This is a genomic window from Ligilactobacillus salivarius (genome assembly GCF_035231985.1).
Taxonomy (GTDB): Bacteria; Bacillota; Bacilli; order Lactobacillales; family Lactobacillaceae; genus Ligilactobacillus; species Ligilactobacillus salivarius.
Map to the genome: position 1 here is coordinate 1243816 of NZ_CP117983.1, position 24945 is coordinate 1268760.

The window sequence follows — 24945 nt, forward strand, 5'->3', positions numbered from 1 at the left end:
GTGATTTTATGCTACTTTTACAAGCACAGCAAGTTGCCCGACATTTTGGAGCAGATATCCTTTTTGAGAATGTCAATCTTGATATAAAAGATAATTCCAAGATCGCACTTGTTGGTCGCAACGGAGCAGGAAAATCTACACTAATAAAAATGTTAATCGGTGAATCACTTCCAGATGAAGGAAAAATCGTTACTAAACGAGATTTAACTATTGGATATTTAGCACAACATACAGGATTAGAATCTACTAAAAATGTATTAGATGAAATGTTAAGTGTCTTTGAACCCTTGCAAAAGATGGAAGCTAAGATTCATCAACTTGAAGAAAAGATTGCTTCTCCGTCAATTCCACATGAATCTAAGGAATATCAACAATTATTAAATCAATATGATCAATTACAACATGACTTCCAAGAAAATAATGGTTATGGTTATGAAAATGAAGTAAAAGCTGTTTTACATGGTTTCCAATTCTTTGAAGAAGACTATGGAAAAATGGTTTCTGACTTATCAGGTGGACAAAAAACTCGTTTAGCTTTAGCTAAATTACTTTTAGAAAAACGTGATTTATTAATCCTTGACGAACCTACTAACCACCTCGACATTGAAACTTTGACTTGGTTAGAAAATTATATCCAAGGTTATACCGGTGCCCTTTTAATTGTTTCACATGACCGCTACTTCTTAGATAAAGTTGTCAATGAAGTTTATGAATTAAGTCATCAACATTCTAGTCATTATGTTGGAAATTATTCTCATTATATTGAAGAAAAAGCTTCTCGCTTGCGTACTCAATGGAAAGAATATGAAAAGCAACAAGTGAAAATTCAAAAATTAGAGGATTTTGTTAATAAAAACTTAGTTCGAGCTTCCACAACTAAAAGAGCTCAAAGTAAAAGAAAACAATTAGAGAAAATGGATAGATTAGAGCGTCCTGAAGGTGAAGAAAAAGGCCCTCATTTTAAATTTCATGCTAGCAAGGAAAGTGGAAATGTAGTTTTAAAGGTTACAGATGCTGCTATTGGCTATGATTCAAAAGTTATTTCAAATCCTATCACTTTCGAATTACGCAAACATCATGCAATGGCTGTTGTCGGACCTAATGGAATTGGCAAATCCACCTTACTAAAGAGTATTTTAGGAAATATTCCTTTCATCCATGGATCTGCTACTTTTGGTACTAATGTTCAAACTGGGTACTACGATCAGGAACAACAAAACCTACATGATAAAAAAACTGTCTTAAATGAAATCTGGGATGATCATCCTAATATGTTAGAAAAAGACGTTCGCTCATTATTAGGTAGTTTCTTATTTGTCGGTGATGATGTTAAAAAAGTAGTACATAATCTTTCTGGTGGGGAAAAGGCCAGATTAACATTAACAAAACTTGCTCTACAAGAAGATAATTTCTTAATGCTCGACGAACCCACTAATCATTTAGATATAGATAGTAAAGAAGTATTAGAGAGTGCTTTAATTGATTTTGAAGGAACCATCTTATTTGTTTCCCATGACCGTTACTTCATCAATCAAGTCGCTGATACCGTTCTTGAAATCACTCCAGAGGGAAGTAACTTATACCTTGGTAACTATGATTATTATTTAGAGAAAAAAGCTGAATTAGAAGCAATTGAAGCAGCTAAAGAGGCAGAACAATCTCAAGATGATCAACAAGTTTCAAAAACTTCTCAAAAGCAACTTAACTATAAGAAAAGTAAAGAATTACAAAAACAACAGCGTAAATTACAACGTTTAGTTGATGATGCTGAATCTGAAATGGAACGTCTTGAAGAATTAAAAACTAATATAGAGCAAGAAATGACACTACCTGATAATTTCAATGATCCACAAAAAATGGATGAGTTACACACAAAGCTATCTAAGGCAACAAATGATTTAAATGAAGCCGAAAGTAAATGGACTGAACTAAGTTTAGAATTAGAAGGATTACAATAAAAAAGATGTAAGACTTAATACCAGAGTTATGCTCACTCTAGTCATACTAAGTCTCACATCTTTTTATTTTTCTACCATCCATTCAAATTCTAGACTTGGTTCAGCATTCAATGTCATGTCAGCTCGAACACCATGCTTGAAAGCCACATATCCAGCAGCACCTATCATCGCTGCATTATCACCACATAATTTCAAAGGTGCTTTCAACAATTCTACATCTTTAAATGCTGTTAATTCCTTATCTAATCTTGTTCTTAATCCTTGATTAGCAGCTACGCCTCCAGCAAGAATTAATTGTTTTACCTTAAAATGTCCCAATGCTTTGACAGTTTTGCTACTTAATACATCAACTACACTTTGTTCAAAACTTGTAGCTAAATCTGCCTTATCAAGTTTTTCTCCAATTTGACTAGCATGATGTACAGTGTTAATAAACGCACTCTTCAAACCACTGAAACTAAAATCAAAGTTATCTTCTTTCTCCATCGCTCTTGGAAAATTAAAAGTATCTTTCCCCGTTTTAGCTAATTCATCGATTTCCTTACCAGACGGATACTTCATTCCCATTACTCTACCTACTTTATCAAAAGCTTCTCCAGCTGCATCGTCACGAGTTTCACCAATTATTTGGAATTTATTTTCCTCAGGCATATATACTAATTCAGTATGTCCTCCCGATACTAATAAAGCTAAAGCTGGAAATTTTATCTCTCCTATAAATCTTGCGGCATAGATATGTCCAGCCATATGATTTACTGGAATTAATGGTAAATTATGTGCAAATGCAATGGCTTTAGCAGCAGCTACACCTACTAATAAAGCACCCACTAACCCTGGACCATAAGTCACTGCTATCGCATCCAAGTCCTCGTAATCTATATTAGCTTCATCAAGAGCATCTTGTATGCAATATGTTATCTGTTCAATGTGATGTCTTGAAGCAACTTCTGGAACAACCCCACCAAATCTTTGATGACTAGCCACTTGAGTTGCAACTATGTTTGACAAGATTTCATTTCCATTTTTTACTACTGCTACACTTGTCTCATCACAACTAGATTCAAAAGCTAAAATTATATTATCTTTTTTATCCATTATTCTCCACCTTAAATTTTAAATTATAAATAGACGTACATTTCTATTGCATCTTCCAAAGTTTCAGTATAATAATTTTTTAAGAATTTTCCTTCTTTAAAACCCATTTTAGCGTACAATGATTTCGCAATAATGTTATTATTGTTCACTTCTAAAGAAATTACTTTATAGCCTTCATCTTTGCAAAAATCCATTACTTTTTTCATCATAAACTTTGCTAGTCCTTGTCCTTGATATGGAGTAACAACTGCAAAATTAGTAATATGTGCTTCACATTTTAATGGATAAAAGTCTACACCTATAAATGCAATAACTTCATTTTTAGCTACTGCAGATATATAAATCGAACGTCTATTGTTCAACATTTCTTGCAAAAACGCTGTATGATTCCATGGTGTTTTTCCATCATAAACGTCTTCTTCAATTTGTAGAAAACTATTAATATCTGTAACTATAGCTTGCCTTAAAGTAATTCTATTTTGATATAAACATTCCTCAAAAGAATAAACTTTCTTATATTGTTTAAACATTGTTTTATAATTGGTCATTAAATTTTTTAACGTACTTAATTTTTTCATCACTATTCTTATCTAGCCACTGCTTTTCAGCTTGTGTTAATCTCAAATAATCTGGAATAAAATCGTTAATATTTTCTACTACGCTTTCTTTCTGTCCTAAAACACCTAACACCATTGCTGACGGATAATTATCTTTTCCTTCAGCAAAAATATAGTCTTCTCCAGTAAAGAATTCACCAATTTCTTTTTCTAACTTAATTGCATCTTCACCCACAAAGACAATTTCATTGCCTTTTAATTTTTCTTGAAGTTTTTCTAAAGAAATATGCCCGTCAGGCATTACATTAACCAATTCTCCATTTTCCCAACGATATACCCCGGCAAAAACATTTTGTCTTCTAGCGTCAAATAAAGGGACAATAATCCTATTAGTATTTTTATAGTTTGCCGCCAATACTTTTAAACTAGAAACCCCCACCAATTCTTTATTTAAAGTAAACGCAAAAGTCTTTGCCGTAGTAACTCCTATTCTTAAACCCGTATATGAACCTGGACCTTTAGCAACAACAAATCTATCTATTTCTTGAATCGTTGTTGCAGCTTTTTTTAATAAATCTTCTACAATTGGCATAAGTGTAGTACTATGATTTTTTAAAACATTAGTAGTAGTTTCTGCTAACAATCTTTTATCTTCTAATATTGCCACACTTAGAGGTCTATTAGACGTATCTATTGCCAATATTTTCATAATTATATTCACCTCGTTTGAGTTTTACTCGTATAATTTTATCACACTAACTTATTGATTAAAAATCTGTTATCTTAATTCTTTCTCGACATTCATTTTTTAGGTAGTTATAATTAGCTTACATATATTTATTCTTATGAGGTGGTTTAATTTGAAAAACATATTAATACTACATACTGGTGGAACAATTGCAATGTCTGAAGATCAAAATGGTGCTGTATCTCCCGATTCTTCTAATCCTCTTAATCAATTTGCTAATCCTTTTGCTGGAAAATTAAACTTAATTACTGAAGATATTTTCAATTATCCTTCTCCACATATTGGACCTAAACAAATGCTTCTACTGGAAAAAAGAATTTTACGTGCTGCTGATGAAAATATTGATGGTGTTGTTATCACTCACGGTACAGATACTCTTGAAGAAACTGCTTATTTTTTGGATTTAACCATTCCTAGTAAATTTCCTATCGTTATTACTGGTGCAATGCGATCCGCAAATGAAATTGGATCTGATGGTCTACATAATTTTCAAACAGCTATTCAAACTGCTGCTAGTGATGAAGCTCATGGTAAAGGTGTTTTAGTAGTAATGAATGATGAAATTCATACTGCTAGATATGTTACAAAAACTCATACAACCAATGTTGCAACTTTTAGAACTCCAACTTTTGGACCAATTGGTTTAGTATCTAAACATAAAGTTTCATTTTTTGAAGAGTTACTTAGACATACTGCCTTACCTATCCAAAATGTTGTAAATCATGTATATTTATTAAAAGCATATGCTGGTATGGATAATGAACTTTTTAATTTTATTGCTAGCGATACAAGTAATACTAATGGTTTAGTTATAGAAGCTCTTGGTGCTGGAAACCTTCCACCACATGTACTTCCTAGTTTAAAGAAAATCATTGATAAAAATATTCCTGTCGTTTTAGTTTCTAGATGTTTTAATGGTATCGCTGAAGATGTTTATTCTTACGAAGGTGGCGGTGTTCAGTTAAAGGAGATGGGCGTCATATTCTGCCAAGGATTAAATGGTCAAAAAGCTCGAATAAAATTATTAGTTGGTATTAGTGCCGGCTTGAAAGGTAAAGATTTAGTTAATTTTGTTAGCGATGCAATCTCATAATAATAAAATAAGCACTGACAATAGAATTATTATTCTATCTATTGTCAGTGCCTTTTCTTTTATATCCACTCACATTCAGCTAAACATGATACTTTATCATTATTCTTAACTTCATGTAAAGTAGTAATTGTATCATTACTATTTATTATTTGGATATTGCTTGTTACTATATCACCATATGTAATTTCTTGTTTATACTGAATATTTATCTTCTTTAGCGTATGTTTGCTAAGAAAATCATAGTCTAACGTATCTAACATCCAGTCAAAGTAGTGTACATTATTAACGTGATGATTTGAATCTATATCCATAAAACGAACTTGATATTTTTTATGATTGTCTATTTCCTTTATCTTTTTAACATTTTTATATCGTTTCACCTTAGGAGTTTCAGTTGCCCCAAAAGGTATAATAAGTTCTGGTACAATCTGAGAAATTTTTCTATTTTTAAAATCCATTAATACAAAGATTGTATGCATCCTTACTAACGGATTATCATCCATATCATCTATTCCAAATTCGCGATAACAAAAATATTTATTATAAGAATCTGCTTCTGTCCAAATTTTAACTTCCTCATTTATCTTAGGAAGGCGTTCAATCTCCAAAACATGTTGAGTAATAACCCATCCATATCCTAGACCATTTACTTTATCTGTTCCTATACCTAATTGTTCACTCTGATTTTCCGATGCTAACATCATCAAATCAACTAACATTCCAATATTTATATTCTTAGTTACATCAGTTTCGTAGAAAACTACCCGATGTTTCTCATTGTATCTCTTGGCTACCATTTATATTACCTCTAATCCAAATGATGATATAAATTGTATACTTCCTGTTTTTTTAGTCCATTTTCTTTAGCTACTTCTTTAATTGCTTGATTAGGTTTTAAATTCCTATCTTCAATCAACTCTTTTACCTGTTCTTCAATACTTAAATCAGTGGTTACCTTATTCTCTTCTACTTGTTCATTATGATTACCATCTAGTATTATTACAAATTCTCCACGAATCTCAGAAGTATTTGCCCATTCCATTACTTCTTCTAAATTTCCCCTAATAAATTCTTCGAATTTTTTAGTCAATTCGCGGCATAATACAACTTTTCTATTTCCCAGCACCTCTAACATATTCTTTAAGGTCTTTTTCAATCGATGTGGAGCTTCATAGAAAATAATTGTGCTAGTATGTCCTTTTAAATTCGTTAATTCTTGTTTCTGTTCACTATTTTTTCGTGGCAAGAAACCATAGAAATAAAATGGCTGTGGAATTAATCCCGAAGCTATTAACGCTGTTATACCTGCATTAGCTCCTGGTAGTGGTACAACTGGTATATCTTCTTTAATACACGCCTCAACCAATTCATGCCCAGGATCACTTATAGATGGCATACCTGCATCGCTAACTTGTGCAATATTTATACCTGTCTTTAACTTTTCAACTAACTTAGGTATTCTTTCCTGAGTGTTATGTTCATGAAAACTAATTTGTTTAGTACTGATATTAAAATGATTTAATAGCTTTTGGGTATTTCTAGTATCTTCTGCTGCTATTAAATCTACTTCACCTAAAACTTCTATCGCTCTAGGTGTCATATCTCCTAAGTTTCCAATAGGAGTTGGAACCAAATATAAAATTCCATTTGAAGTTTGTCCTTTGAAACTACTAATTACTTGTAATACCATTAATGCCTATCACCATATATCACATCCTGGCAAAATACACATGGCTCATCATTAACTCTTCGTGAACCATACATATTATCCACATTGCAGACATGAAATCCTTCCTCATACAATTTTTCTAAATTCTTTCTAGATTTAGAGAGTTCTGTTCCTTCCTTGTTGCCTTTTTGTTTCTGCTCAATTTCATGCAAATGTTCTCTTAAATGTTGATTTTCAATTTCTAACTCTGCATTCTTTTCAATTACTTTACCCATCTCAGCTTTTATCCGTTCAATTTGAGATAATGTAAATTTTGTTTGTTTCTCCAATTCTTCAAAACTATCATATAGTTCTCGTTTATTCACAGTACCACTCCTATTTATTTAAAATAGCAATCAAACAAATTTAACGTTAAAGTTTCTAACATATTTTGCATAGATATATTACTTGCTAACTTTCTATTGCTTTCTACCACCAAATTTAAGCTATTAATCAATTTACTATTTGCTATCTGTGCAGTATTTTGTTGGATAAAATCTATATTTTCTTTAAAGACTATTTCTTCTGTCAATCCAAAACGTTCTAAAACTGTATCACGTACAGTTAATATTATAACTTGTAATACTAGATTTTGATCTTCTTTATTTTGAATAAGTCCGATAATTTTTGATTGAATCATTACAAATGATAATAAATCTTTTCTTAACAATTTTCGATACCAATTATTGACAGTTGCTAAAATCTTATCAAAATTTTCATTATCATTAATTTTTTTAGCCTCAACTACACTTTGAGCAAGATTGGCTAAAATATGACTATTTTTCTCAGAAATACCTTCTGAAATTAATTCTTGCTCCAATTGTCCAGAAGTAAGTTGTTGCATTTCAACTTCTTGACACCTTGAAATAATAGTTGGTAACAATTTTTGTGGTTCTGATGTTAATAAAAAAGCTGTTATATTTCCAGATGGTTCTTCCAAGAATTTCAATAAACTATTTGCAGCTCCAATTGACATTTTCTGAGCATCTTGGATAATAAATACTTTCCTATCACTTTCTACCCCACTCTTATTAAACTCCGACTTCAAATATCTTATTTGCTCAACTTTTATTGATAATCCGTCTGGCATAATAGTAACTACATCTGGGTGATTATTATTCTCAATTCTATTACATTCAGAACACTTTAAACAAGGTACTCCATTTTGTGAATTTAAACAGAATATCCCCTTAGCAATCCACTTTGCTAATTCTATTTTTCCAGTACCTTCAGCGCCTGATAGTAAATATGCATGTACCAGCTTGTTTTCTCTAATCAATTTTGCAAAATGTTTCGTTAAAAACGGTTGTCTTTCCGTTATAGACATTTTCATTTTAGTTGGATACCTCTAATTCTAACTATGGAAATTACATAAAATTATTTAAAATAGATAATGTATCATCTATAACCTTATCTAAATTTTGGCTTGCATCAATAACTTTAATTCTTTCTTTGTTGCTTTCAGCTAATGATAAATAAGCTTGTCTTACCTTATGATAAAAATCCATAGATTCTTTATCTAATCTATCTACTTGATTTTGACGATTATTGCTAATTCTCTTCAAACTTATCTCCGGTTCAACATCATAGTATAAAGTTAAATCTGGTTTGAGATTTTCAGTAGCAAACTCATTTAATTTAATAACTGGCTCTACACCTATATCCCTAGCTACTCCTTGATATACTACAGAACTATCAACAAAACGATCACATAGGACTAACTTTCCTTCATTCAAAGCTGGTAGTACTGTATCAACTAAATGTTGTCGTCTAGCTGCCGCATATAGTAATGCCTCTGTTCTTGCATCCATTTCCGTATATTCAACATTTAAAATGATCTTTCTGATAGCTTCTGATATTCTATTTCCACCGGGTTCTCTGGTCCAAATATAATTATCTATTTTCTTACCATTTAGATGCTCTATAACACCCTTTAATACACTTGTTTTACCTGAACCATCAATACCTTCAAATGTTATAAATTTTCCTTCCAATAAAAAAACCTCATTGCATATAATATTAATTCAATTCTACTTTAATTTTTTCTTTATGTCTAATTGCAAAAAATAAAAAGAGGAACTGCTATTTTAAATTACAATTCCTCTTTCTTTAATTAATGATCTATTACAGAGGATTGAATATGTCCCCTGACATTTCGCAACTTAGCTTCTTGATATAAAAATTGATATTTAGCTTTTGCAAGCTGAGTTTCAGCCACTAATTCCTCATCTACTTCATATACAGCTTGTTCTGTTTGTCTAGCGTGATCCCAATTTTTTTTAGCCTGATCTATTAAATAAAGTAGTTCTTCATCGTATTCTTTGCGTAATTTCTTTTTATTTCTACCGAACAGAATACCCACCACCTTAAATTTCTTGTCGTCCTTCAATAGCTTTAAATAATGTCATCTCATCTGCATATTCAATATCACTACCTACAGCTAATCCATGTGCTAATCTAGTAACCTTTATATTAGCTGGTTTTACTAAACGAGCAATGTACATAGCAGTTGCTTCTCCTTCAGGGGTTGCATTAGTAGCAATGATAACTTCCTTTATTGCTCCATTTTTCTGCAGTCTTCTTAAAAGAGAAGCAATATTTATATCTTCAGGACCTTTTCCTTCAATTGGAGATAATACACCATGGAGTACATGATACAAACCATGATACTCATTCATTCTTTCTAATGACATTACATCCTTTGGTTGTTCAACAACAACAACCTTACTATTATCTCGCGATTTATCAGCGCAAATCATGCAAGGATCACTTTCAGTAATATTGCCACAAATACTGCAATAACTTAAATCTCTTTTAGCAGAGATCAGAGATTGAGCAAATTCAGTCACATCATCCTCTTGCATATCAATTGTATAGAATGCTAATCTAGTTGCCGTTTTACTACCAATTCCTGGTAATTTCATATAACTATCAATTAATTTAGAAATAGGTTCTGGATATTGCATCTAATAACCCCTTCCTTCTAGAAAAATTATAGTCCTGGAATATTACGAGAATATTTGCCCATTGTTTCTTGTGTTTGTTTATCAATCTTGTTCATAGCATCATTAACTGCCATAAGTACTAAATCTTGTAACATATCTACGTCATCTGGATCAACAGCTTCTTCCTTGATAGATATATCTGTCATCTTGTGATCACCAGTAAATTTTACTACTACAGCATCATCAGCTGCATGACCTTCAAAAATAGTTGCATTTAGCTCATCTTGATCCTTTTTCATATTCTTTTGTAGTTTTTGCATTTGTTTCATCATACTTTGCATGTTCATACCACGCATCATTATTCATCATATCCTTTCAATTAATCATTTTTTATTTCAACAATGTCTGTACCAAATAGTTCCTCAGCTTTTTGTATAATAGTTGGCTGAGTTGAAGCAGATTGATCATTATTATCCTGAGATTGTTCATTTGTATCATCAGTAATAACTACTGTCCCATTTTTTCTTTGTTTAAGATAGTTACTTCTTATTTCAGGCCAATTTTCTACTGGAATCAATACTAAACTTGGAACCTTTCCAATTAGTCTATCTAATCCATTTTCCAGAGTATCTATCAACTCTTGGTCTTCAAGAGCCTTTTGGCATAAAAATGCATATTCAAAGCCAACAACAACACCATTTTCACTAGCTGCAACAGGCTCACTAACATGCATAATTGCTCTTTGAGTAACAGATAACATATTCATTAAATCTGGCCAAACTTGCTTCAATTCATTTAGTGATTGCCTTGTAGCATTGTTTAATACACTATAAACTTGTGACAAATTAATTTTAACATTTTTTTGTCCCTTTGTTGTATTTTTTCTAACTTGCTTTCTAGGTTCATTATTCTTTTCAATTTGAATTGTATTACTGGATAAACTATCCACTTTACGTTGTAAATTTTCTATTTTTTGCTTTAATAATTCAATTTGGCTCAAATCAACATTCGATACCCTATCAGCTTCACTGTTCGTACTTAATTGCGTTAGTTTGACAGTTAATACTTCCAAATAAATAGATTGGTGAGAACTGAATCTCATATTCTCTTGCTGTTTATTTAATTCATCTATGATTTGGTAAATTTGAGTAACATTTATTTGTTGAGATAATTTCTTAAATTTATCATCTAATAAACCTAATTCGCCATCAGAAACCATTTCTGGTGCTTGTTGGTATAATAGTAAATCCCTACAATAATTAATTAAGTCCTCAATTAAGCGATTGGCATCTTTACCTTGTTCTACAATCTGCTGAATTTCTTTTAAAGCATTAGTCGTATCTTTAGATAGTACAAATTTCAGATAATTAAATAGACTTTCTTGTGTAACACTCCCCGTTACTAATAATGCGTTATCTAAAGTAACATTATTATCACCAAAAGAGATTACTTGATCTAGTAAACTTAAAGCATCACGCATTCCACCTTCAGCAGCTTTAGCGATTACTTTTAAAGCTTTATCATCATAATCTACATTTTTTTGATCTAAAATATAAATCATTCTTTGTAAAATAGACTCAGCAGTTATTCTCTTAAAATCAAATCTCTGCGTTCTTGAGATGATAGTTGCCGGGATTTTATGCGGTTCCGTTGTAGCCAAGATAAAGACTACATTTGCTGGAGGTTCTTCAAGGGTCTTTAACAAAGCATTAAATGCACCAGTTGATAACATATGAACTTCATCAATAATGTATACTTTATAATCAGCTTCTGTGGGCGCATACTTTACTTTATCCCTAATATCTCTAATTTCCTCTACACCATTATTAGAAGCCGCGTCTATTTCAATAACGTCATTTAAACGCCCTTCCGTAATGGCCTTACATGTTTCACACTCGTTACAAGGCTCACCTTCTTTTGAAAAGCGACAATTTATAGCCTTGGCAAAAATCTTTGCTGCAGATGTCTTACCAGTTCCTCTAGGACCAGTAAATAAGTAAGCATGCGAGGTTTGGTGAGTTATAATTGCATTTTTCAGAGTTTTGGTCACCATTTCTTGACCAACTAGATCCATAAATCTTTGTGGACGCCAAACTCGATAAAGAGCCTGATAACTCAAAGAGACTCCTCCTTCCAAAATTCATCAAAAAAAATCTCTCGGTTGCTCCAAGAACAAAACCGAGAGTTAACATTTCATATTAACTTAAGGCACATGCGAACTCTGCTTAGTGCTGCTTCCTTCCGGACCTGACACGCTTCACAAAGACAACATTGCCTCAAGGCCTTGCGGCAAATACTATGATACACGAATTAGTCAAAAATATCTAGTCTTTCACTCGATTTTTTCTTTTTTTCTTCATTTTTTTCCTAATTGATTTAAAAAAATCTTTCAGAATAGAAGCACATTCATTTTCTAAAATTCCTTTTTCTACAAATGATTGATGATTAAATCTGCTATCTTCAAGTAAATTCATCAATGTTCCTACAGTTCCTGCTTTAGGATCAGATGCACCATAATATACTTCAGGAATTCTTGAATTAATAATCGCTCCACTGCACATTGGACAAGGTTCTAATGTTACAAAAAGTTGAGTATCGACTAACCTCCAACTATTAACTGTTTCATTTGCTTCCTCAATGGCTAACATTTCTGCATGTAGTGTAGCATTCTGACTATGTTCCCTTAAGTTATGCCCTCTCCCAATGATTTTTCCATCTTTTACAATTACACAGCCAATTGGCACCTCTCCAATCTTAGCTGCTAATTTTGCTTCAAATAAAGCTTCTTTCATAAATTTCACTTTTTGTTCATCAGTCAATGGCAAGAAAATCACCTCGCTATTTAATCATTTCACTTTGTAAAATAAAATATCCCTTCTTCTTATTTAGAGTTTGACAATTTTCAAATACTTCATTTAATTTCTTTATTGCAGAAGGTGCACCTTGTTTCTTTTGAATTACAGCTACAATACTGCCACCGAGATTTAGATGTTGCTTTGATCCTGCTAAAATCCCATGAACAACATCTTTTCCCGCTCTTATAGGTGGATTTGTAATTATCAAATCATAATCAGTTTCATTAATATCTTCATATTGACTAGATTTAAAAATTTTAACGTTATTTATATTGTTATTTGCTGCATTTTTCTTGGCTAATTCAAGGGCTAGTTCATTGACATCTACCATATCTACCTGACTATTTGGATATGCTTTTGCTATTGACAATCCAATAGGGCCATAGCCGCAACCCATATCTAGTATTTTTTTATTATCTAAATCTAAATTAGCATCAATAGTTTCTAATAGTACTCTTGTACCAAAATCAACCGTATTTTTTGAAAAAACTCCATTATCTGTTGTAAAATGTATGTTATTTCCCAGCAATTCGAAATTCCACTTTTTTTCTTTATGTTCTACGTCTGGGTTTGAAGAATAATAATAATTAGTCATTGTCTTTTTCTCCTGTAATTTATATCTATAATAATACGCATTTTTTTCTACCTTAGCAAATTATTGTTTTTACCAAAATTCCCATTAACACAACATGTCGGACACTATTATTAAAAACCCACAATATATGGTGTAGTTAGACTTGAATTTTTCTCTATATATTGTATACTAAATACACAAGAAGTTACGGAGGTAGTTTTTATGAAATTAGATTTATTCACTAAAAACAATTGTATTCAATGTAAAATGACAAAAAAATTTTTAAAACAACATAACGTTGAGTTTGAAGAACACAACATTTCTGAAAATCCTGAATATATTGACTATTTAAAGAACAAGGGATTCCAAGCTGTACCTGTGTTGGAAGAAAATGATTCCCCTATCGTAAATGGTTTCCGTCCAGACTTATTGAAGAAGTTGATTGCTCAATGAAAATAGTTTACTTCACGGTAACTGGACAAACAAAAAGATTTATCAAAAAATTAGGCAGCAACTATGAATATTTTGAAATAGATGCTGCCAATCCTTTTTTTGAAGTAAATGATCCCTTTGTATTAATTACACCTACTTATGATAAACAGATAACAGAACCCATAAATGACTTTTTAGAGTATCAAAATAATAGTCATTATCTTAAAGGAATTGTTGGAACTGGTAATCGTAACTTTGCTGAATTATTTATCTTTACAGCAAAAAATCTATCTTACGAATATCACGTTCCATTAATTTATGCATTTGAATTTAATGGAACTCCTACTGATGTTTCAAATTTTAAGAAAGCGGTGAAGGAACTTGAGTCTAAAGGACATTGATATTAGTAAAGTTACTTATTTTGATTTAAATAATGAAATAAATATTCCTGTAAATGGTCAAATCCAATTAGGAAAAGATAAAGAGGCTCTTGAAGCCTTTTTAAATGAAAATGTTAAGCCTAATACTAAACAATTTTCTTCAATTAAGGAACGAATTAATTATTTAATTCAAAATAACTACTATGAAGAAGAGTTTATTTCTAAATATTCATTTGAATTTATCGAAAAATTATATGATTACCTAAAAAAAGAAGATTTTCATTTTAAAACTTTTATGGCAGCATATAAATTTTATGCTCAGTACGCTTTAAAAACTGACGATAATGCCTACTATTTAGAAAACTTTATAGATAGAGTTGCTACTAACGCTCTTTATTTTGGTGATGGAGATGAAAAATTAGCTTTAGAATTAGCTGATGAATTAATCCATCAAAGATATCAACCTGCTACTCCAAGTTTCTTGAATGCCGGTCGTAAACGCCGTGGAGAACTGGTATCTTGTTTCTTAATCCAAATGACTGATGACATGAATTCAATCGGAAGAAATATTAATTCTGCCCTACAATTATCACGTATTGGTGGTGGTGTTGGTATTAATCTTTCCAATTTACGCGGTGCTGGTGCTCCTATTAAAGGAATTCATGGAGCTGCATCTGGTGTCGTTCCTGTTATGAAGTTACTTGAAGATAGCTTTACATATTCAAACCAACTTGGTCAACGTCAAGGTGCTGGTGCTGTTTATTTAAATGTCTTCCATCCTGATATAGAAGCATTTTTATCTGCTAAAAAAGAAAATGCTGATGAAAAAATTCGTGTAAAGACCCTTTCATTAGGATTAGTAGTTCCAGATAAATACTACGAATTAGTAGCTAAAAATGAAGACATGTATCTTTTTGATCCTTGGGGAGTTGAACGTGTTTACCACAAACCATTTTCTTATGTGGATATCACTAAAGAATATGATAATATGGTTGCTAATCCAAATATTCCTAAGAAAGTTATTAAAGCTCGTGATTTAGAAGAACAAATTTCTAAGTTACAACAAGAATCTGGATATCCTTATGTTATTAACATAGATACTGCTAATAGAGTAAATCCTATTTCTGGAAAAATTGTTATGAGTAATTTATGTTCCGAAATTTTACAAGTTCAACGTGCTTCAGTAATTAATAATCGTCAAGAATATGAAGTTCTAGGGACAGATATTAGCTGTAACTTAGGTTCTACTAATATTGTTAACCTTATGGCATCACCTAACTTCGGTAAATCTGTTGAAGTTATGACTAGAGCTTTAACTTTTGTTACTGATAAATCGGATATTGATGTTGTTCCATCAATCCAACACGGAAATCGATTAGCTCATACTATCGGTTTAGGTGCTATGGGGTTACATGCTTACCTTGCTAAAAATCAAATTGAATATGGATCACCTGAAGCTCTTGAATTTACTAGTGTATATTTCATGTTACTAAACTATTGGACTTTAGTAGCTTCAAACAAAATTGCAAAAGAAAGAAAAGTTACTTTTGATAATTTTGAAAATAGTAAATATGCTGACGGTAGTTACTTTGATACTTATTTAAATCAAGAATTTGCACCAAAAAATGCACGTATTAAAGAATTATTTGATGGTATCTTTATACCTACAAAATCTGACTGGACTAGTCTTAAAGAAAATGTTATGAAATACGGCTTATATCATCAAAACAGATTAGCTGTAGCACCTAATGGCTCTATTTCATATATCAATGACACAACAGCTAGTCTACACCCTATCATCAATAGAATTGAAGAACGTCAAGAAAGAAAAATTGGAAAGATTTACTATCCTGCACCTTACTTGTCAAATGAAACTTTACCTTATTACAAATCAGCATACGATACTGATATGCGTAAAGTTATCGATACTTATGCAGCAGCTCAACAACATGTTGATCAAGGTATGAGTTTAACATTATTTATGCGTTCAACAATTCCAGCAGGTTTATATGAGTGGAAGAATGGAAGAACTGATAAAATGACAACTAGAGATTTATCTATTCTTCGCAATTATGCACATTATAAAGGTGTTAAATCTATTTACTATGTACGTACTTTTACTGATGATGCATCTGAAGTTGGTGCAAATGAATGCGAAAGTTGTTCAATTTAGAAAGGAAGAATTAGATAATGACTAAATCATATACCGCTATTAATTGGAATGCTTTAGAAGATGAAATTGATAAAGCTACGTGGGAAAAACTTACTGAACAATTCTGGTTAGATACACGTATTCCTTTATCCAATGACTTATCTGATTGGCGTGAATTTAATGAAGATGACAAAGACGTCGTTGGTAAAGTATTCGGTGGTTTAACTTTATTAGATACACTTCAATCCCAAGATGGTATGTCTTCATTGAAGAAAGATGTTCGTACACAACACGAAGAAGCTGTTATGAATAACATTGAATTTATGGAATCAGTTCATGCTAAAAGTTATTCTTCAATTTTTTCTACATTAAACACTCCTAAGGAAATTGAAGAAATCTTTGATTGGACAAATTCTAATGAAATCTTGCAATATAAAGCTAATCGTATCAATGAAATTTATCAAAACGGTAGTCCTTTACAAAAGAAAGTTGCTTCTGTATTTTTAGAAACATTTTTATTTTATTCAGGATTCTATACTCCACTATATTGGTTAGGTCATAATAAATTAGCCAACGTAGCAGAAATTATTAAACTAATTCTTCGCGATGAATCAGTTCATGGTACTTACATTGGATATAAGTTTCAATTAGGCTTTAATGAACTATCTGATGATGAACAAGAAGAATTTACTTCTTGGATGTACGATTTGCTTTATGAGTTATACGAAAATGAAGAAAAATATACTCACTTACTTTATGACAAAGTTGGTTGGACTGATGATGTATTAGTTTTCCTTCGTTACAATGCTAATAAAGCATTAATGAACTTAGGTATGGATCCACTATTTGCTGATGGATATGCGCAAAATGTTAATCCAGTTGTTATGAATGGTATTTCAACTTCTACATCTAACCATGACTTTTTCTCCCAAGTTGGTAATGGATATCTCCTTGGTGACGTTGAAGCAATGGAAGATTCTGATTACCTATTTAACTTTGATGATAACTCTGATAAATAGATAAAAATATCCTCGTCAATCGATCTGAAAATTGACGAGGATATTTTTTATACTATATTAAATTAATAATTTTTATGACCAGAATCTTGAAAGTGAAATCTCTCTTCTAAATTGTTCTCTTCTCTTACTATTAACAACGCTTGTTACTTCTAGCATTGTAGAAACAATTGAACTTCTCTTTCTATAAGCAGTATACTTAGGCAACCAATAACTGACATATTTATCTTTGTAATCTCTTAAGCCTTGGAAACCATAAAATGAATATCCATACTCATAAATAAAATGTGCAGCTCTTTCTTCAATAAAACTATACTGAGAAGTCCCTACATTAGCTAATGGTGCCATTCCCATATCAAAACGTTCATAACCATTTTCTTTACCATACTCAAATAAGGTAATGAAAATTTTATCCATTATTCCAGAAGGGGCTTGCTTACTATGTCTCATTAAGTCTATTGATAAAGTCTTATCATCCATAGGCATCATTGAAGCAAATGCAACAATTTTATTATCAGCATCTTTAATAATACTTATATTAGCTTGATTTAGGTAATATTCATCAAAAAAACCCAATGAAAAGCCCTTCTCTAACTGACCATCTAACCAACTGTCAGAGACTTGTTTTAACTCTTGAATCAACTCTTTAGAAAACGGAGGTTCTATCATTTCAAAAGTATATCCTTCACGCTCGAATTTGTTGATTAATGCCCTCTCACCACGTTTTTTCTTACCTGACAGTGAAAAGTCCTTCAAAGTTACATATCCTTCTTCACCATTCTTTATAAAGTCAAAGCCTAAATCATGTAACAACATGGTTAATTTAGAATTTATTTCATAGAAAACTAATTCATAGCCATAGTAATCTGCTTGTGTCATTAGTTCCTTAATGGCATCTTTTAAATAATCCATATTTCCCACAGGTTCTCCCATAAAAATTAACTTGTCATTTTTCCTGCGATACATGAAATACATTATATCTTCACCATTAACTCTGTAATAATAAATATTTTTATCTCTTAAAAAGGCTAAATGACTAACTTCATTGCCAGAATAATTATCTATAATTTTTTTAATTCTCTTTTTATCGAAATTCATTTTTCTAAACGGATCAGTATCTGATGTAAAGCTAGTTATAATTATTAACATTATTATGCCAGCTAAAATCATTCCCATAAAACCTGACAACCATATTTGCTGTCCTTGAAAAATTAAAACTTCTGGTACTGGGATACTTTTATGTCCTATTGGTCTAAAATTCAAGAATCCAACTAACAAATACAACAAAAATGTTACTGTAAATATTCCACCATCTACAAACATTTTTCCAAATGAATAACGTAATTGTTCTCGATAAAGTTCTTTTCTTGAGAGGATCACACAAGCCATAATAAAGATTAAAAACCATGCTAAACCTGGAGTATAAACCCTCCATAAAGTATTAACAATTCCTATTCCTAAAACTATTATCGTTGGCCAAAATGATTTTTTAACTCTAGATTCAAAGCCTCTACCCATTGCAATTAGCAAGAAAGCAAATATCACGTCTGTCATTTGATGTAAGAATAAAAATGTTAACGGATATAACTTGACCAGAATAAAGTTAGAAAAAGCAAAACTTGGAACAGCTGCTTCTATTAACATTATTATGCCAGATGCATACATAAAAATTGTAATTAATATATGAGCCGTTTTTTGTAATAATGCACTTGGAATACCATCGAAGTACTCATTCACTTTATTACCTAAAGTATGCACAAATAAAACAGTACCTACAAAAAATGGCACAATATAGTAAAATATACGGAAAAATAGCAACCATACAATTACATCTGCATTACCTATGCCTAGGCTTTCCATTCCTAGGATAATAAAAACATCAAACGAACCTAATCCACCAGGAACCATTGATATAACCCCAAAAACGGACGCAATAATGTACAAAGCAAATATTTCAAGTATATTGAATTTTACCCCTAAAACTAATCCAATATATATGAAAAATAGACCTGCGCCTGCCCATTCCAAACAAGAACCCAGTATTAAAAATAGTTCTTTTTTTAACGTAAGATCACCAAAAAAAGCATTATTTTTGAATTTAGTAATACTAAATAACAATGGAAAATACAGACCCCCACCGACTAACCAAATCCAATATTTAGTTAATCCAGCACCTATATGTAAACCAAAGATTATAAATAACGATACCCAGCAATATATTGATAATCCTGCTAATAAAAATAAAGCAATCTTAGATATAGCATACAAAACCTGTTTTTTACTAGATTTTTTACCATAAAAACTAGCCCTTAATGTAGCTCCTAATATCCCCCCAAAACCTGCAATATTAGTAAAAGTATTTGTTATCCAGCCACTCTTTAAAATATATTTCCAATTAAACTTTTCTGATAAAAAAGAAGTTATCGAAATATCGTAAATTAGCATTGGAGTAACAGAAAACATTCCTAGAATTAGCATCATAATAATTGAAAAAATTGACTGACTCAGCAAGCCATCACTAACCTGATTCCAATCAACATCCCTAATAATTTTACTAATTTCCACTAAAACTAATATTAACACTGAAGCTACAAACATTAATTGTAAAATTGTGGATTTTTGTTTGATAAAATCCTTAACTTTTTTCATGTTACATCCTCCAATCCCTCTCTCTATTATCACTAATACGTAGTAATTAATCAAGATTGTAAAGGAAATTAAAAATTACTAAATCCTAAAGAAAATCATCACTATCTAACCAATACGGACGATTATACTCGTTAAATGGTACTACTAATTCATTATTTGCCATTAACAATGGTATCTCTCCTTGTTTCGCCCATGAAATTATTGTTTCCTCTGGATAACCTAATTTACTAGCACACGCAGAAACAGTTATAGCTTCTTTTTTATGAAATATTTCATTTAATTTGTTTATATGCTCAATTCTACGTTTCTCATTTACTTTTCTTTGATTATCCTCAGTGATTTTAACTATTGAAGTTCCATTCTCATCAAGTAGTGGAATATCTCCATCAATAGCCCATTTTTTTACAGTTTGATATGTATATCCCGTACCTCTAGCAGCTTGACTTATCGTATTGTATTTCTCATCATTAAATGCTTGACGTAACTTCATTATATTTTGATTTCTTCTTTCGTTACTTGCATGAGCCATATTATCTAAAGTACTCACCTATTCCACCTTCTTTCCTGGATAAGATAATTACTCATATATGAAAAAAGAGACCAGTCGTTAAACTGATCTCTAAAAGTAAAATTAAAATAAATTATTTCAATGTTACCTTTGCGCCAACTTCTTCAAGTTTAGCCTTCAATTCTTCTGCTTCGTCCTTAGCAACGCCTTCTTTAATTACGGAAGGAGCACCATCAACTAAGCCCTTAGCATCTTTCAAGCCAAGACCTGTGATATCCTTAACTGCCTTGATAACTTTAACTTTTGCAGAACCTGCATCTGTTAATTCAACATCAAATGAATCCTTTTCTGCAGCACCGTCTGCACCTGCAGCACCTGCAACTGCAACTGGAGCAGCAGCGGAAACACCAAATTCTTCTTCGATAGCTTTTACTAAGTCGTTTAATTCAAGAATGCTAGCTTCTTTTAAGTCAGCAATAATCTTTTCTGTATCTAATGCCATTTTATTTTCCTCCATACATAGATAAAATTCTTTTTTTGTTAATTGTAATTTATGCAACTAATAATTTAGAATTAAGCTGCATCTTCGTCTTTGCTGTCAGCAACAGCTTTAACTGCATAAGCAAAGTTGCGAACTGGAGCTTGCAATACAGATAATAGCATTGAAAGTAATCCGTCGCGGTTTGGTAATTTAGCAAGAGCGTTGATTTCTTCAAGAGAAGCAATCTTACCTTCGATCATACCACCTTTAATTTCTAAAGCTTCATGATCCTCTGCAAATTTAGCCATAATACGAGCAGGTGCAGTGATGTCTTCACCACCAAATGCAACAGCAGTAGGGCCAGAGAATGTATCATCTAAACCTTCATAACCTGCTTTGTCAGCTGCACGTTTCAAGAATGTATTCTTGATAACACGCATTTCTACACCAGCTTCACGAAGTTGCTTACGTAAATCAGTAACTTCTTCAACAGTTAAGCCACGATAGTCAACAACTACAGCAGAAGAAGCACTTTGGAATTTTTCAAAAACTTCTTCAACGATAGCAGCTTTCTTTGCGATAATTTCCTTACTCATTATTAATTCACCTCCTAGTCATTGTGTCAAAAGCTTTTTATAAATAAAAAGCTCTATGTCCACACCAAGACACAGAGAGAGATACGTTTACTCCTCGGCAGGCATAAATTTAAGGCGTTAGCCACCTGAGTCTTAGGTAGAATTATTAACTTGACCTTTAATAGGTTACCATAGCCTATTATAAGTGTCAAGAAAAAATAATAAAAAAGTGAGAAGAATTTATCTTCCCACCTCATTATTTAAATTAAAGTGCTGTTGTATCTAATGTAACACTTGGTCCAAATGTAGAAGCAACAGAAACATGCTTGATGTAAACACCTTTAACAGATGCAGGACGAGCCTTAGCAATTACATCATAAACAGCTTTGAAGTTACCTTCAAGTGCTTCTTCTGTAAATGATACTTTACCCAATGGAACATGTACGTTACCGTCACGGTCTGTACGGTATGTAACTTGTCCAGACTTAGCATCTGTAACAGCCTTTGTTACATCCATTGTAACTGTACCAGTCTTAGGGTTTGGCATCAAGCCTTTAGGTCCCAATACACGACCTAAACGACCAACTTGTGCCATCATATCTGGTGTTGCAATAGCAACATCAAAGTCCAACCAACCGTCTTGGATACGTGCAACTAAGTCGTCGTCACCAACAACGTCTGCGCCTGCATCCTTAGCTTCTTGTGCTTTTGCACCTTTAGCAAATACAACAACTGTTTGATCTTTACCAGTACCATTTGGTAAAACCATAGCACCACGTAATTGTTGATCAGCTTGTTTTGTATCAACGTTTAAGTTGAAAGCAACTTCGATAGTAGCATCAAAGTTTGCAAAATCAATCTTCTTTACTAAGCCAAATGCTTCAGAAGCATTGTATAACTTGCCTTCTTCAACTTGCTTAGCAGCTTCTAAATACTTTTTACTTTTTTTCTTAGCCATTAGTGAAATTTCCTCCTTGCAATATGTGGTCTATCGGATAAACCTCCCACTTGATACATCTATTTTCATAGAGTATCCGTCTGAGAAGCGTGGCCGTAGAAATTAGTCTTCTACAACAAAGCCCATGCTTCGTGCAGTACCTTCAATCATGCGCATTGCAGCTTCAACGTCTGCAGCGTTTAGATCTTGCATCTTTGTTTCTGCGATTTCCTTAACTTGATCTTTAGTTACAGTAGCAACTTTCTTCATGTTAGGTTCGCCAGATCCCTTTTCTACACCAGCAGCTTTTTTAAGTAATACAGCAGCAGGTGGTGTCTTTGTAACGAAGTCGAATGAACGATCTTCGTATACACTAATCACAACAGGAATGATCATACCAGCTTGATCTGCTGTACGAGCATTGAATTCCTTTGTGAATCCCATAATGTTGATACCTGCTTGACCTAATGCAGGACCAACTGGTGGAGCTGGAGTTGCTTTTCCAGCAGGAATTTGTAATTTAACAACGTTTACTACGTTCTTTGCCACGGTAAAAACCTCCTCTTTCCGTGTGTGGTACGGATGGCTATAAAAAATTTAGCCTCCCACTTGTATGATAAAAATCATACTCATGAATTATATCATTTGTATTTCATCCATGCAAGTATTTATTATACTAATTTATCTACTTGATCATAATTCAATTCAGCTGCTGTTTCGCGGCCAAACATATCAATATCAACTTTTAATTTCATCTTTTCAGTATCAATTTCTGTAATCTTACCAACTAAACCAGAAAATGCACCATCAATAATAGTAACTGCATCCCCTACTTCAGCATCAAAGTTAGAATGACGTGAACTAATTCCTAATTCATGTAGAATATGATTAATTTCTTCATCTAATAGTGGTGCTGGCTTACTTCCTGATCCATGTGAACCTACAAACCCAGTTACGCCAGGAGTATTTCTAACAACATACCATGATTGATCAGTCATTACCATTTCTACTAATACATATCCTGGGAATGTTTTTAATTTTTCTACTTTTTCTTTTCCTGTTTTAGTAGTTTCATGCTTTTCTTCTTCAGGAACAACTACTCTAAAAATGTAATCTTCCATCCCCATTGAAGTTGCTCTTGATTCTAAATTTTCTTTAACCTTGTTTTCGTATCCTGCATAAGTATGTAAAACATACCATTTCTTTTCAACTGATTCTACTGTATGTGCCATTTTTCCATTCCTTTCTAAATTTATTGAAAATAAAAAAGCCTCCACGAATCCCGGGGCTTTCTTTCGTAATTATAGCAAATGTTTTCTTTTATTGCTAGATATAATATCAAACAACTATACAAGTAATGATAAGGCTGATTGAATAACCCAGTCCACAACAGCAAAAAAGCCTATAAATAGCAATGAAGAAATAATAACAGTAGTTGTATCTCTTCTTGTTTCCTTTGCATTCAACCATGTTGTATCTTTCATAGTTTTAATAACATTCTTTAGAAATTTCAATTAAATCACTCCTCAGCAATTACTTTGTCTCTCTGTGTAACGTATGCTTACCACAATACTTACAAAACTTTTGTACTTCTAGTCTTTCTGTACGATTTGGATTTTCAGTAATTGTATAATTACGTGAACCACATTCAGAACAAGCAAGTGCTACTTTTTTCTTATTAGCCATAAATTACTCCTTTACACTGAATCAAATAAACTCTATCATGATATATCCTAAAATGTCAATCACACTATTTTTCTTTTCCCATTAATTTATCCCGATACTCAGCTAATTTTTCTAACTGATCATCATTCCAAGTTAAACGTCTTGCGGCTTTTTGATTTTGATATATCTTTGCCTGTTGTCTAACCTCTTTTTTAGATCTTTTTATTTCCTGATATAATTCCCACGCTGGGAGTCTCAATGCTCCTTGCGAAAAAATTGTCCATTGTTCAGCTTGATCACTTGTTGCTACTCTTACCTGAGTCAATGGTGTTTGTAATCTTCCAGCCAATGATTCAATATAAGTATCTGCTGTTTGATCTTCAGCTGTCCATACCACTTGTAAGTCATATTGCTCATATTGTTTTGTCATACCAGGTACATACATCGCATCAAATACTACAATAATTTCTGTATTAGCCTGTTTACGGTAATTAGATAATATTTTCAAAAGTAAATCTCTAGCATCCTCTAGCCTATCACTCTTCTTTAATTTATCTAATTGTGGCCAATTTCCTATCATATTATATGCATCAACAATCAAGATATTCTTTTTCATA

Annotated in this window: 30 protein-coding genes, 1 other RNA gene and 1 other annotated feature; of the genes, 6 read left to right on the plus strand and 25 right to left on the minus strand. The window is 32.1% G+C overall.

From position 1 onward, the window contains the following. Nucleotides 1-8 precede the first annotated feature (8 nt). A complete protein-coding gene (locus tag PTA89_RS06135) occupies nt 9-1958 on the plus strand; it encodes an ABC-F family ATP-binding cassette domain-containing protein (RefSeq protein WP_201897566.1) in 1950 nt (649 codons plus the stop codon). Between the two features lie 63 nt (nt 1959-2021). Here PTA89_RS06135 and tsaD read toward each other — a convergent pair whose 3' ends face one another. Genes tsaD through tsaB form a run of 3 tightly spaced genes read right to left on the minus strand, consistent with a single transcriptional unit; the run spans nt 2022 to nt 4319 of the window. Continuing rightward, a complete protein-coding gene (gene tsaD / locus PTA89_RS06140) occupies nt 2022-3053 on the minus strand; it encodes a tRNA (adenosine(37)-N6)-threonylcarbamoyltransferase complex transferase subunit TsaD (RefSeq protein WP_003710516.1) in 1032 nt (343 codons plus the stop codon). Between the two features lie 23 nt (nt 3054-3076). Then, nucleotides 3077-3601 carry a ribosomal protein S18-alanine N-acetyltransferase gene (gene rimI / locus PTA89_RS06145; protein ID WP_235720951.1) on the minus strand — a complete coding sequence of 175 codons (525 nt, stop codon included), beginning with the start codon at nt 3599-3601 and terminating at the stop codon, nt 3077-3079. Beyond that, nucleotides 3588-4319 carry a tRNA (adenosine(37)-N6)-threonylcarbamoyltransferase complex dimerization subunit type 1 TsaB gene (gene tsaB / locus PTA89_RS06150; protein ID WP_099459693.1) on the minus strand — a complete coding sequence of 244 codons (732 nt, stop codon included), beginning with the start codon at nt 4317-4319 and terminating at the stop codon, nt 3588-3590. The genes rimI and tsaB overlap by 14 nt, the downstream gene beginning before the upstream one ends. A gap of 151 nt (nt 4320-4470) precedes the next feature. On the opposite strand from tsaB, the gene PTA89_RS06155 reads away from it, so the two are divergent. Beyond that, nucleotides 4471-5451 (plus strand): asparaginase, encoded by a 981-nt coding sequence (locus PTA89_RS06155; protein WP_003706526.1) that lies wholly within the window; start codon nt 4471-4473, stop codon nt 5449-5451. Between the two features lie 59 nt (nt 5452-5510). Here the strand turns inward: PTA89_RS06155 and PTA89_RS06160 are convergent, their stop codons facing one another. From PTA89_RS06160 to PTA89_RS06215, 12 genes are all read right to left on the minus strand, one after another. Then, nucleotides 5511-6248 carry an acyl-[acyl-carrier-protein] thioesterase gene (locus PTA89_RS06160; RefSeq protein WP_099459692.1) on the minus strand — a complete coding sequence of 246 codons (738 nt, stop codon included), beginning with the start codon at nt 6246-6248 and terminating at the stop codon, nt 5511-5513. Between the two features lie 11 nt (nt 6249-6259). After that, entirely contained in the window at nt 6260-7141 is an 882-nt protein-coding gene (rsmI, locus tag PTA89_RS06165; RefSeq protein WP_004564334.1) for a 16S rRNA (cytidine(1402)-2'-O)-methyltransferase, read from the minus strand. Next, nucleotides 7141-7485, minus strand: a complete 345-nt coding sequence (locus PTA89_RS06170) for a DNA replication initiation control protein YabA (RefSeq protein ID WP_003700660.1) — start codon at nt 7483-7485, stop codon at nt 7141-7143. The genes rsmI and PTA89_RS06170 overlap by 1 nt, the downstream gene beginning before the upstream one ends. Before the next feature lie 14 nt (nt 7486-7499). Continuing rightward, entirely contained in the window at nt 7500-8492 is a 993-nt protein-coding gene (gene holB, locus PTA89_RS06175) for a DNA polymerase III subunit delta' (protein ID WP_099459691.1), read from the minus strand. Between the two features lie 34 nt (nt 8493-8526). Then, complete coding sequence (gene tmk, locus PTA89_RS06180; protein WP_003703369.1) at nt 8527-9153, minus strand: dTMP kinase; 627 nt, start codon at nt 9151-9153, stop codon at nt 8527-8529. A 119-nt stretch (nt 9154-9272) separates the two neighbouring features. Beyond that, nucleotides 9273-9548 carry a YaaL family protein gene (locus PTA89_RS06185; protein ID WP_003710524.1) on the minus strand — a complete coding sequence of 92 codons (276 nt, stop codon included), beginning with the start codon at nt 9546-9548 and terminating at the stop codon, nt 9273-9275. Beyond that, nucleotides 9526-10125 (minus strand): recombination mediator RecR, encoded by a 600-nt coding sequence (gene recR, locus PTA89_RS06190; protein ID WP_004564332.1) that lies wholly within the window; start codon nt 10123-10125, stop codon nt 9526-9528. Before recR ends, PTA89_RS06185 begins: the two co-directional genes overlap by 23 nt. A 26-nt stretch (nt 10126-10151) precedes the next feature. Continuing rightward, the gene (locus tag PTA89_RS06195) at nt 10152-10466 is read right to left on the minus strand and encodes a YbaB/EbfC family nucleoid-associated protein (protein WP_080550229.1); all 315 of its coding nucleotides are present in this window, start codon (nt 10464-10466) and stop codon (nt 10152-10154) included. A gap of 17 nt (nt 10467-10483) precedes the next feature. Next, on the minus strand, nt 10484-12223 hold the full coding sequence (gene dnaX / locus PTA89_RS06200; RefSeq protein ID WP_034997825.1) for a DNA polymerase III subunit gamma/tau: 1740 nt from the start codon (nt 12221-12223) through the stop codon (nt 10484-10486). 78 nt (nt 12224-12301) lie between these two features. Next, an RNA gene (ffs, locus tag PTA89_RS06205) (signal recognition particle sRNA small type) lies at nt 12302-12387 on the minus strand. Nucleotides 12388-12428: 41 nt separating this feature from the next. Beyond that, complete coding sequence (tadA, locus tag PTA89_RS06210; RefSeq protein WP_003703380.1) at nt 12429-12929, minus strand: tRNA adenosine(34) deaminase TadA; 501 nt, start codon at nt 12927-12929, stop codon at nt 12429-12431. Between the two features lie 13 nt (nt 12930-12942). Next, nucleotides 12943-13554 carry a class I SAM-dependent methyltransferase gene (locus PTA89_RS06215; protein WP_003703376.1) on the minus strand — a complete coding sequence of 204 codons (612 nt, stop codon included), beginning with the start codon at nt 13552-13554 and terminating at the stop codon, nt 12943-12945. Between the two features lie 201 nt (nt 13555-13755). Between PTA89_RS06215 and nrdH the strand changes: the two genes are divergently transcribed. From nrdH to nrdF, 4 genes are read left to right on the plus strand one after another with little or no spacing between them, the layout of a single operon-like run. Continuing rightward, the gene (gene nrdH, locus PTA89_RS06220; RefSeq protein WP_003700670.1) at nt 13756-13986 is read left to right on the plus strand and encodes a glutaredoxin-like protein NrdH; all 231 of its coding nucleotides are present in this window, start codon (nt 13756-13758) and stop codon (nt 13984-13986) included. After that, nucleotides 13983-14366 carry a class Ib ribonucleoside-diphosphate reductase assembly flavoprotein NrdI gene (nrdI, locus tag PTA89_RS06225; protein ID WP_003700671.1) on the plus strand — a complete coding sequence of 128 codons (384 nt, stop codon included), beginning with the start codon at nt 13983-13985 and terminating at the stop codon, nt 14364-14366. The genes nrdH and nrdI overlap by 4 nt, the downstream gene beginning before the upstream one ends. After that, nucleotides 14347-16518: a class 1b ribonucleoside-diphosphate reductase subunit alpha gene (gene nrdE / locus PTA89_RS06230; protein WP_201897565.1), complete on the plus strand. Its 2172-nt coding sequence runs from the start codon at nt 14347-14349 to the stop codon at nt 16516-16518. The genes nrdI and nrdE overlap by 20 nt, the downstream gene beginning before the upstream one ends. Nucleotides 16519-16535: 17 nt before the next feature. Continuing rightward, on the plus strand, nt 16536-17516 hold the full coding sequence (gene nrdF, locus PTA89_RS06235) for a class 1b ribonucleoside-diphosphate reductase subunit beta (RefSeq protein ID WP_003703371.1): 981 nt from the start codon (nt 16536-16538) through the stop codon (nt 17514-17516). Nucleotides 17517-17588: 72 nt separating this feature from the next. On the opposite strand, the gene mprF is transcribed toward nrdF, so the two are convergent. The 10 genes from mprF to PTA89_RS06285 form a co-directional block, all read right to left on the minus strand. Beyond that, on the minus strand, nt 17589-20162 hold the full coding sequence (gene mprF / locus PTA89_RS06240) for a bifunctional lysylphosphatidylglycerol flippase/synthetase MprF (protein WP_003706517.1): 2574 nt from the start codon (nt 20160-20162) through the stop codon (nt 17589-17591). An 85-nt stretch (nt 20163-20247) separates the two neighbouring features. Next, entirely contained in the window at nt 20248-20709 is a 462-nt protein-coding gene (locus PTA89_RS06245) for a hypothetical protein (RefSeq protein WP_003706516.1), read from the minus strand. A gap of 94 nt (nt 20710-20803) precedes the next feature. Beyond that, nucleotides 20804-21172: a 50S ribosomal protein L7/L12 gene (rplL, locus tag PTA89_RS06250; RefSeq protein ID WP_003702605.1), complete on the minus strand. Its 369-nt coding sequence runs from the start codon at nt 21170-21172 to the stop codon at nt 20804-20806. Between the two features lie 71 nt (nt 21173-21243). Next, entirely contained in the window at nt 21244-21747 is a 504-nt protein-coding gene (gene rplJ / locus PTA89_RS06255; RefSeq protein WP_003706514.1) for a 50S ribosomal protein L10, read from the minus strand. Nucleotides 21748-21782: 35 nt separating this feature from the next. Beyond that, nucleotides 21783-21902: a sequence feature (ribosomal protein L10 leader region), on the minus strand. Nucleotides 21903-21991: 89 nt separating this feature from the next. Then, complete coding sequence (rplA, locus tag PTA89_RS06260; protein ID WP_003700678.1) at nt 21992-22684, minus strand: 50S ribosomal protein L1; 693 nt, start codon at nt 22682-22684, stop codon at nt 21992-21994. 102 nt (nt 22685-22786) lie between these two features. Further along, nucleotides 22787-23212, minus strand: a complete 426-nt coding sequence (gene rplK / locus PTA89_RS06265) for a 50S ribosomal protein L11 (RefSeq protein ID WP_003700679.1) — start codon at nt 23210-23212, stop codon at nt 22787-22789. A gap of 122 nt (nt 23213-23334) precedes the next feature. After that, the gene (gene nusG / locus PTA89_RS06270) at nt 23335-23895 is read right to left on the minus strand and encodes a transcription termination/antitermination protein NusG (protein ID WP_003702631.1); all 561 of its coding nucleotides are present in this window, start codon (nt 23893-23895) and stop codon (nt 23335-23337) included. Nucleotides 23896-24009: 114 nt separating this feature from the next. Further along, on the minus strand, nt 24010-24177 hold the full coding sequence (gene secE / locus PTA89_RS06275; RefSeq protein ID WP_003700681.1) for a preprotein translocase subunit SecE: 168 nt from the start codon (nt 24175-24177) through the stop codon (nt 24010-24012). 19 nt (nt 24178-24196) lie between these two features. Beyond that, entirely contained in the window at nt 24197-24349 is a 153-nt protein-coding gene (gene rpmG, locus PTA89_RS06280) for a 50S ribosomal protein L33 (RefSeq protein ID WP_003700682.1), read from the minus strand. A gap of 64 nt (nt 24350-24413) precedes the next feature. After that, a complete protein-coding gene (locus PTA89_RS06285; protein ID WP_003700683.1) occupies nt 24414-24944 on the minus strand; it encodes an NYN domain-containing protein in 531 nt (176 codons plus the stop codon). Between the last annotated feature and the right edge of the window lies 1 nt (nt 24945).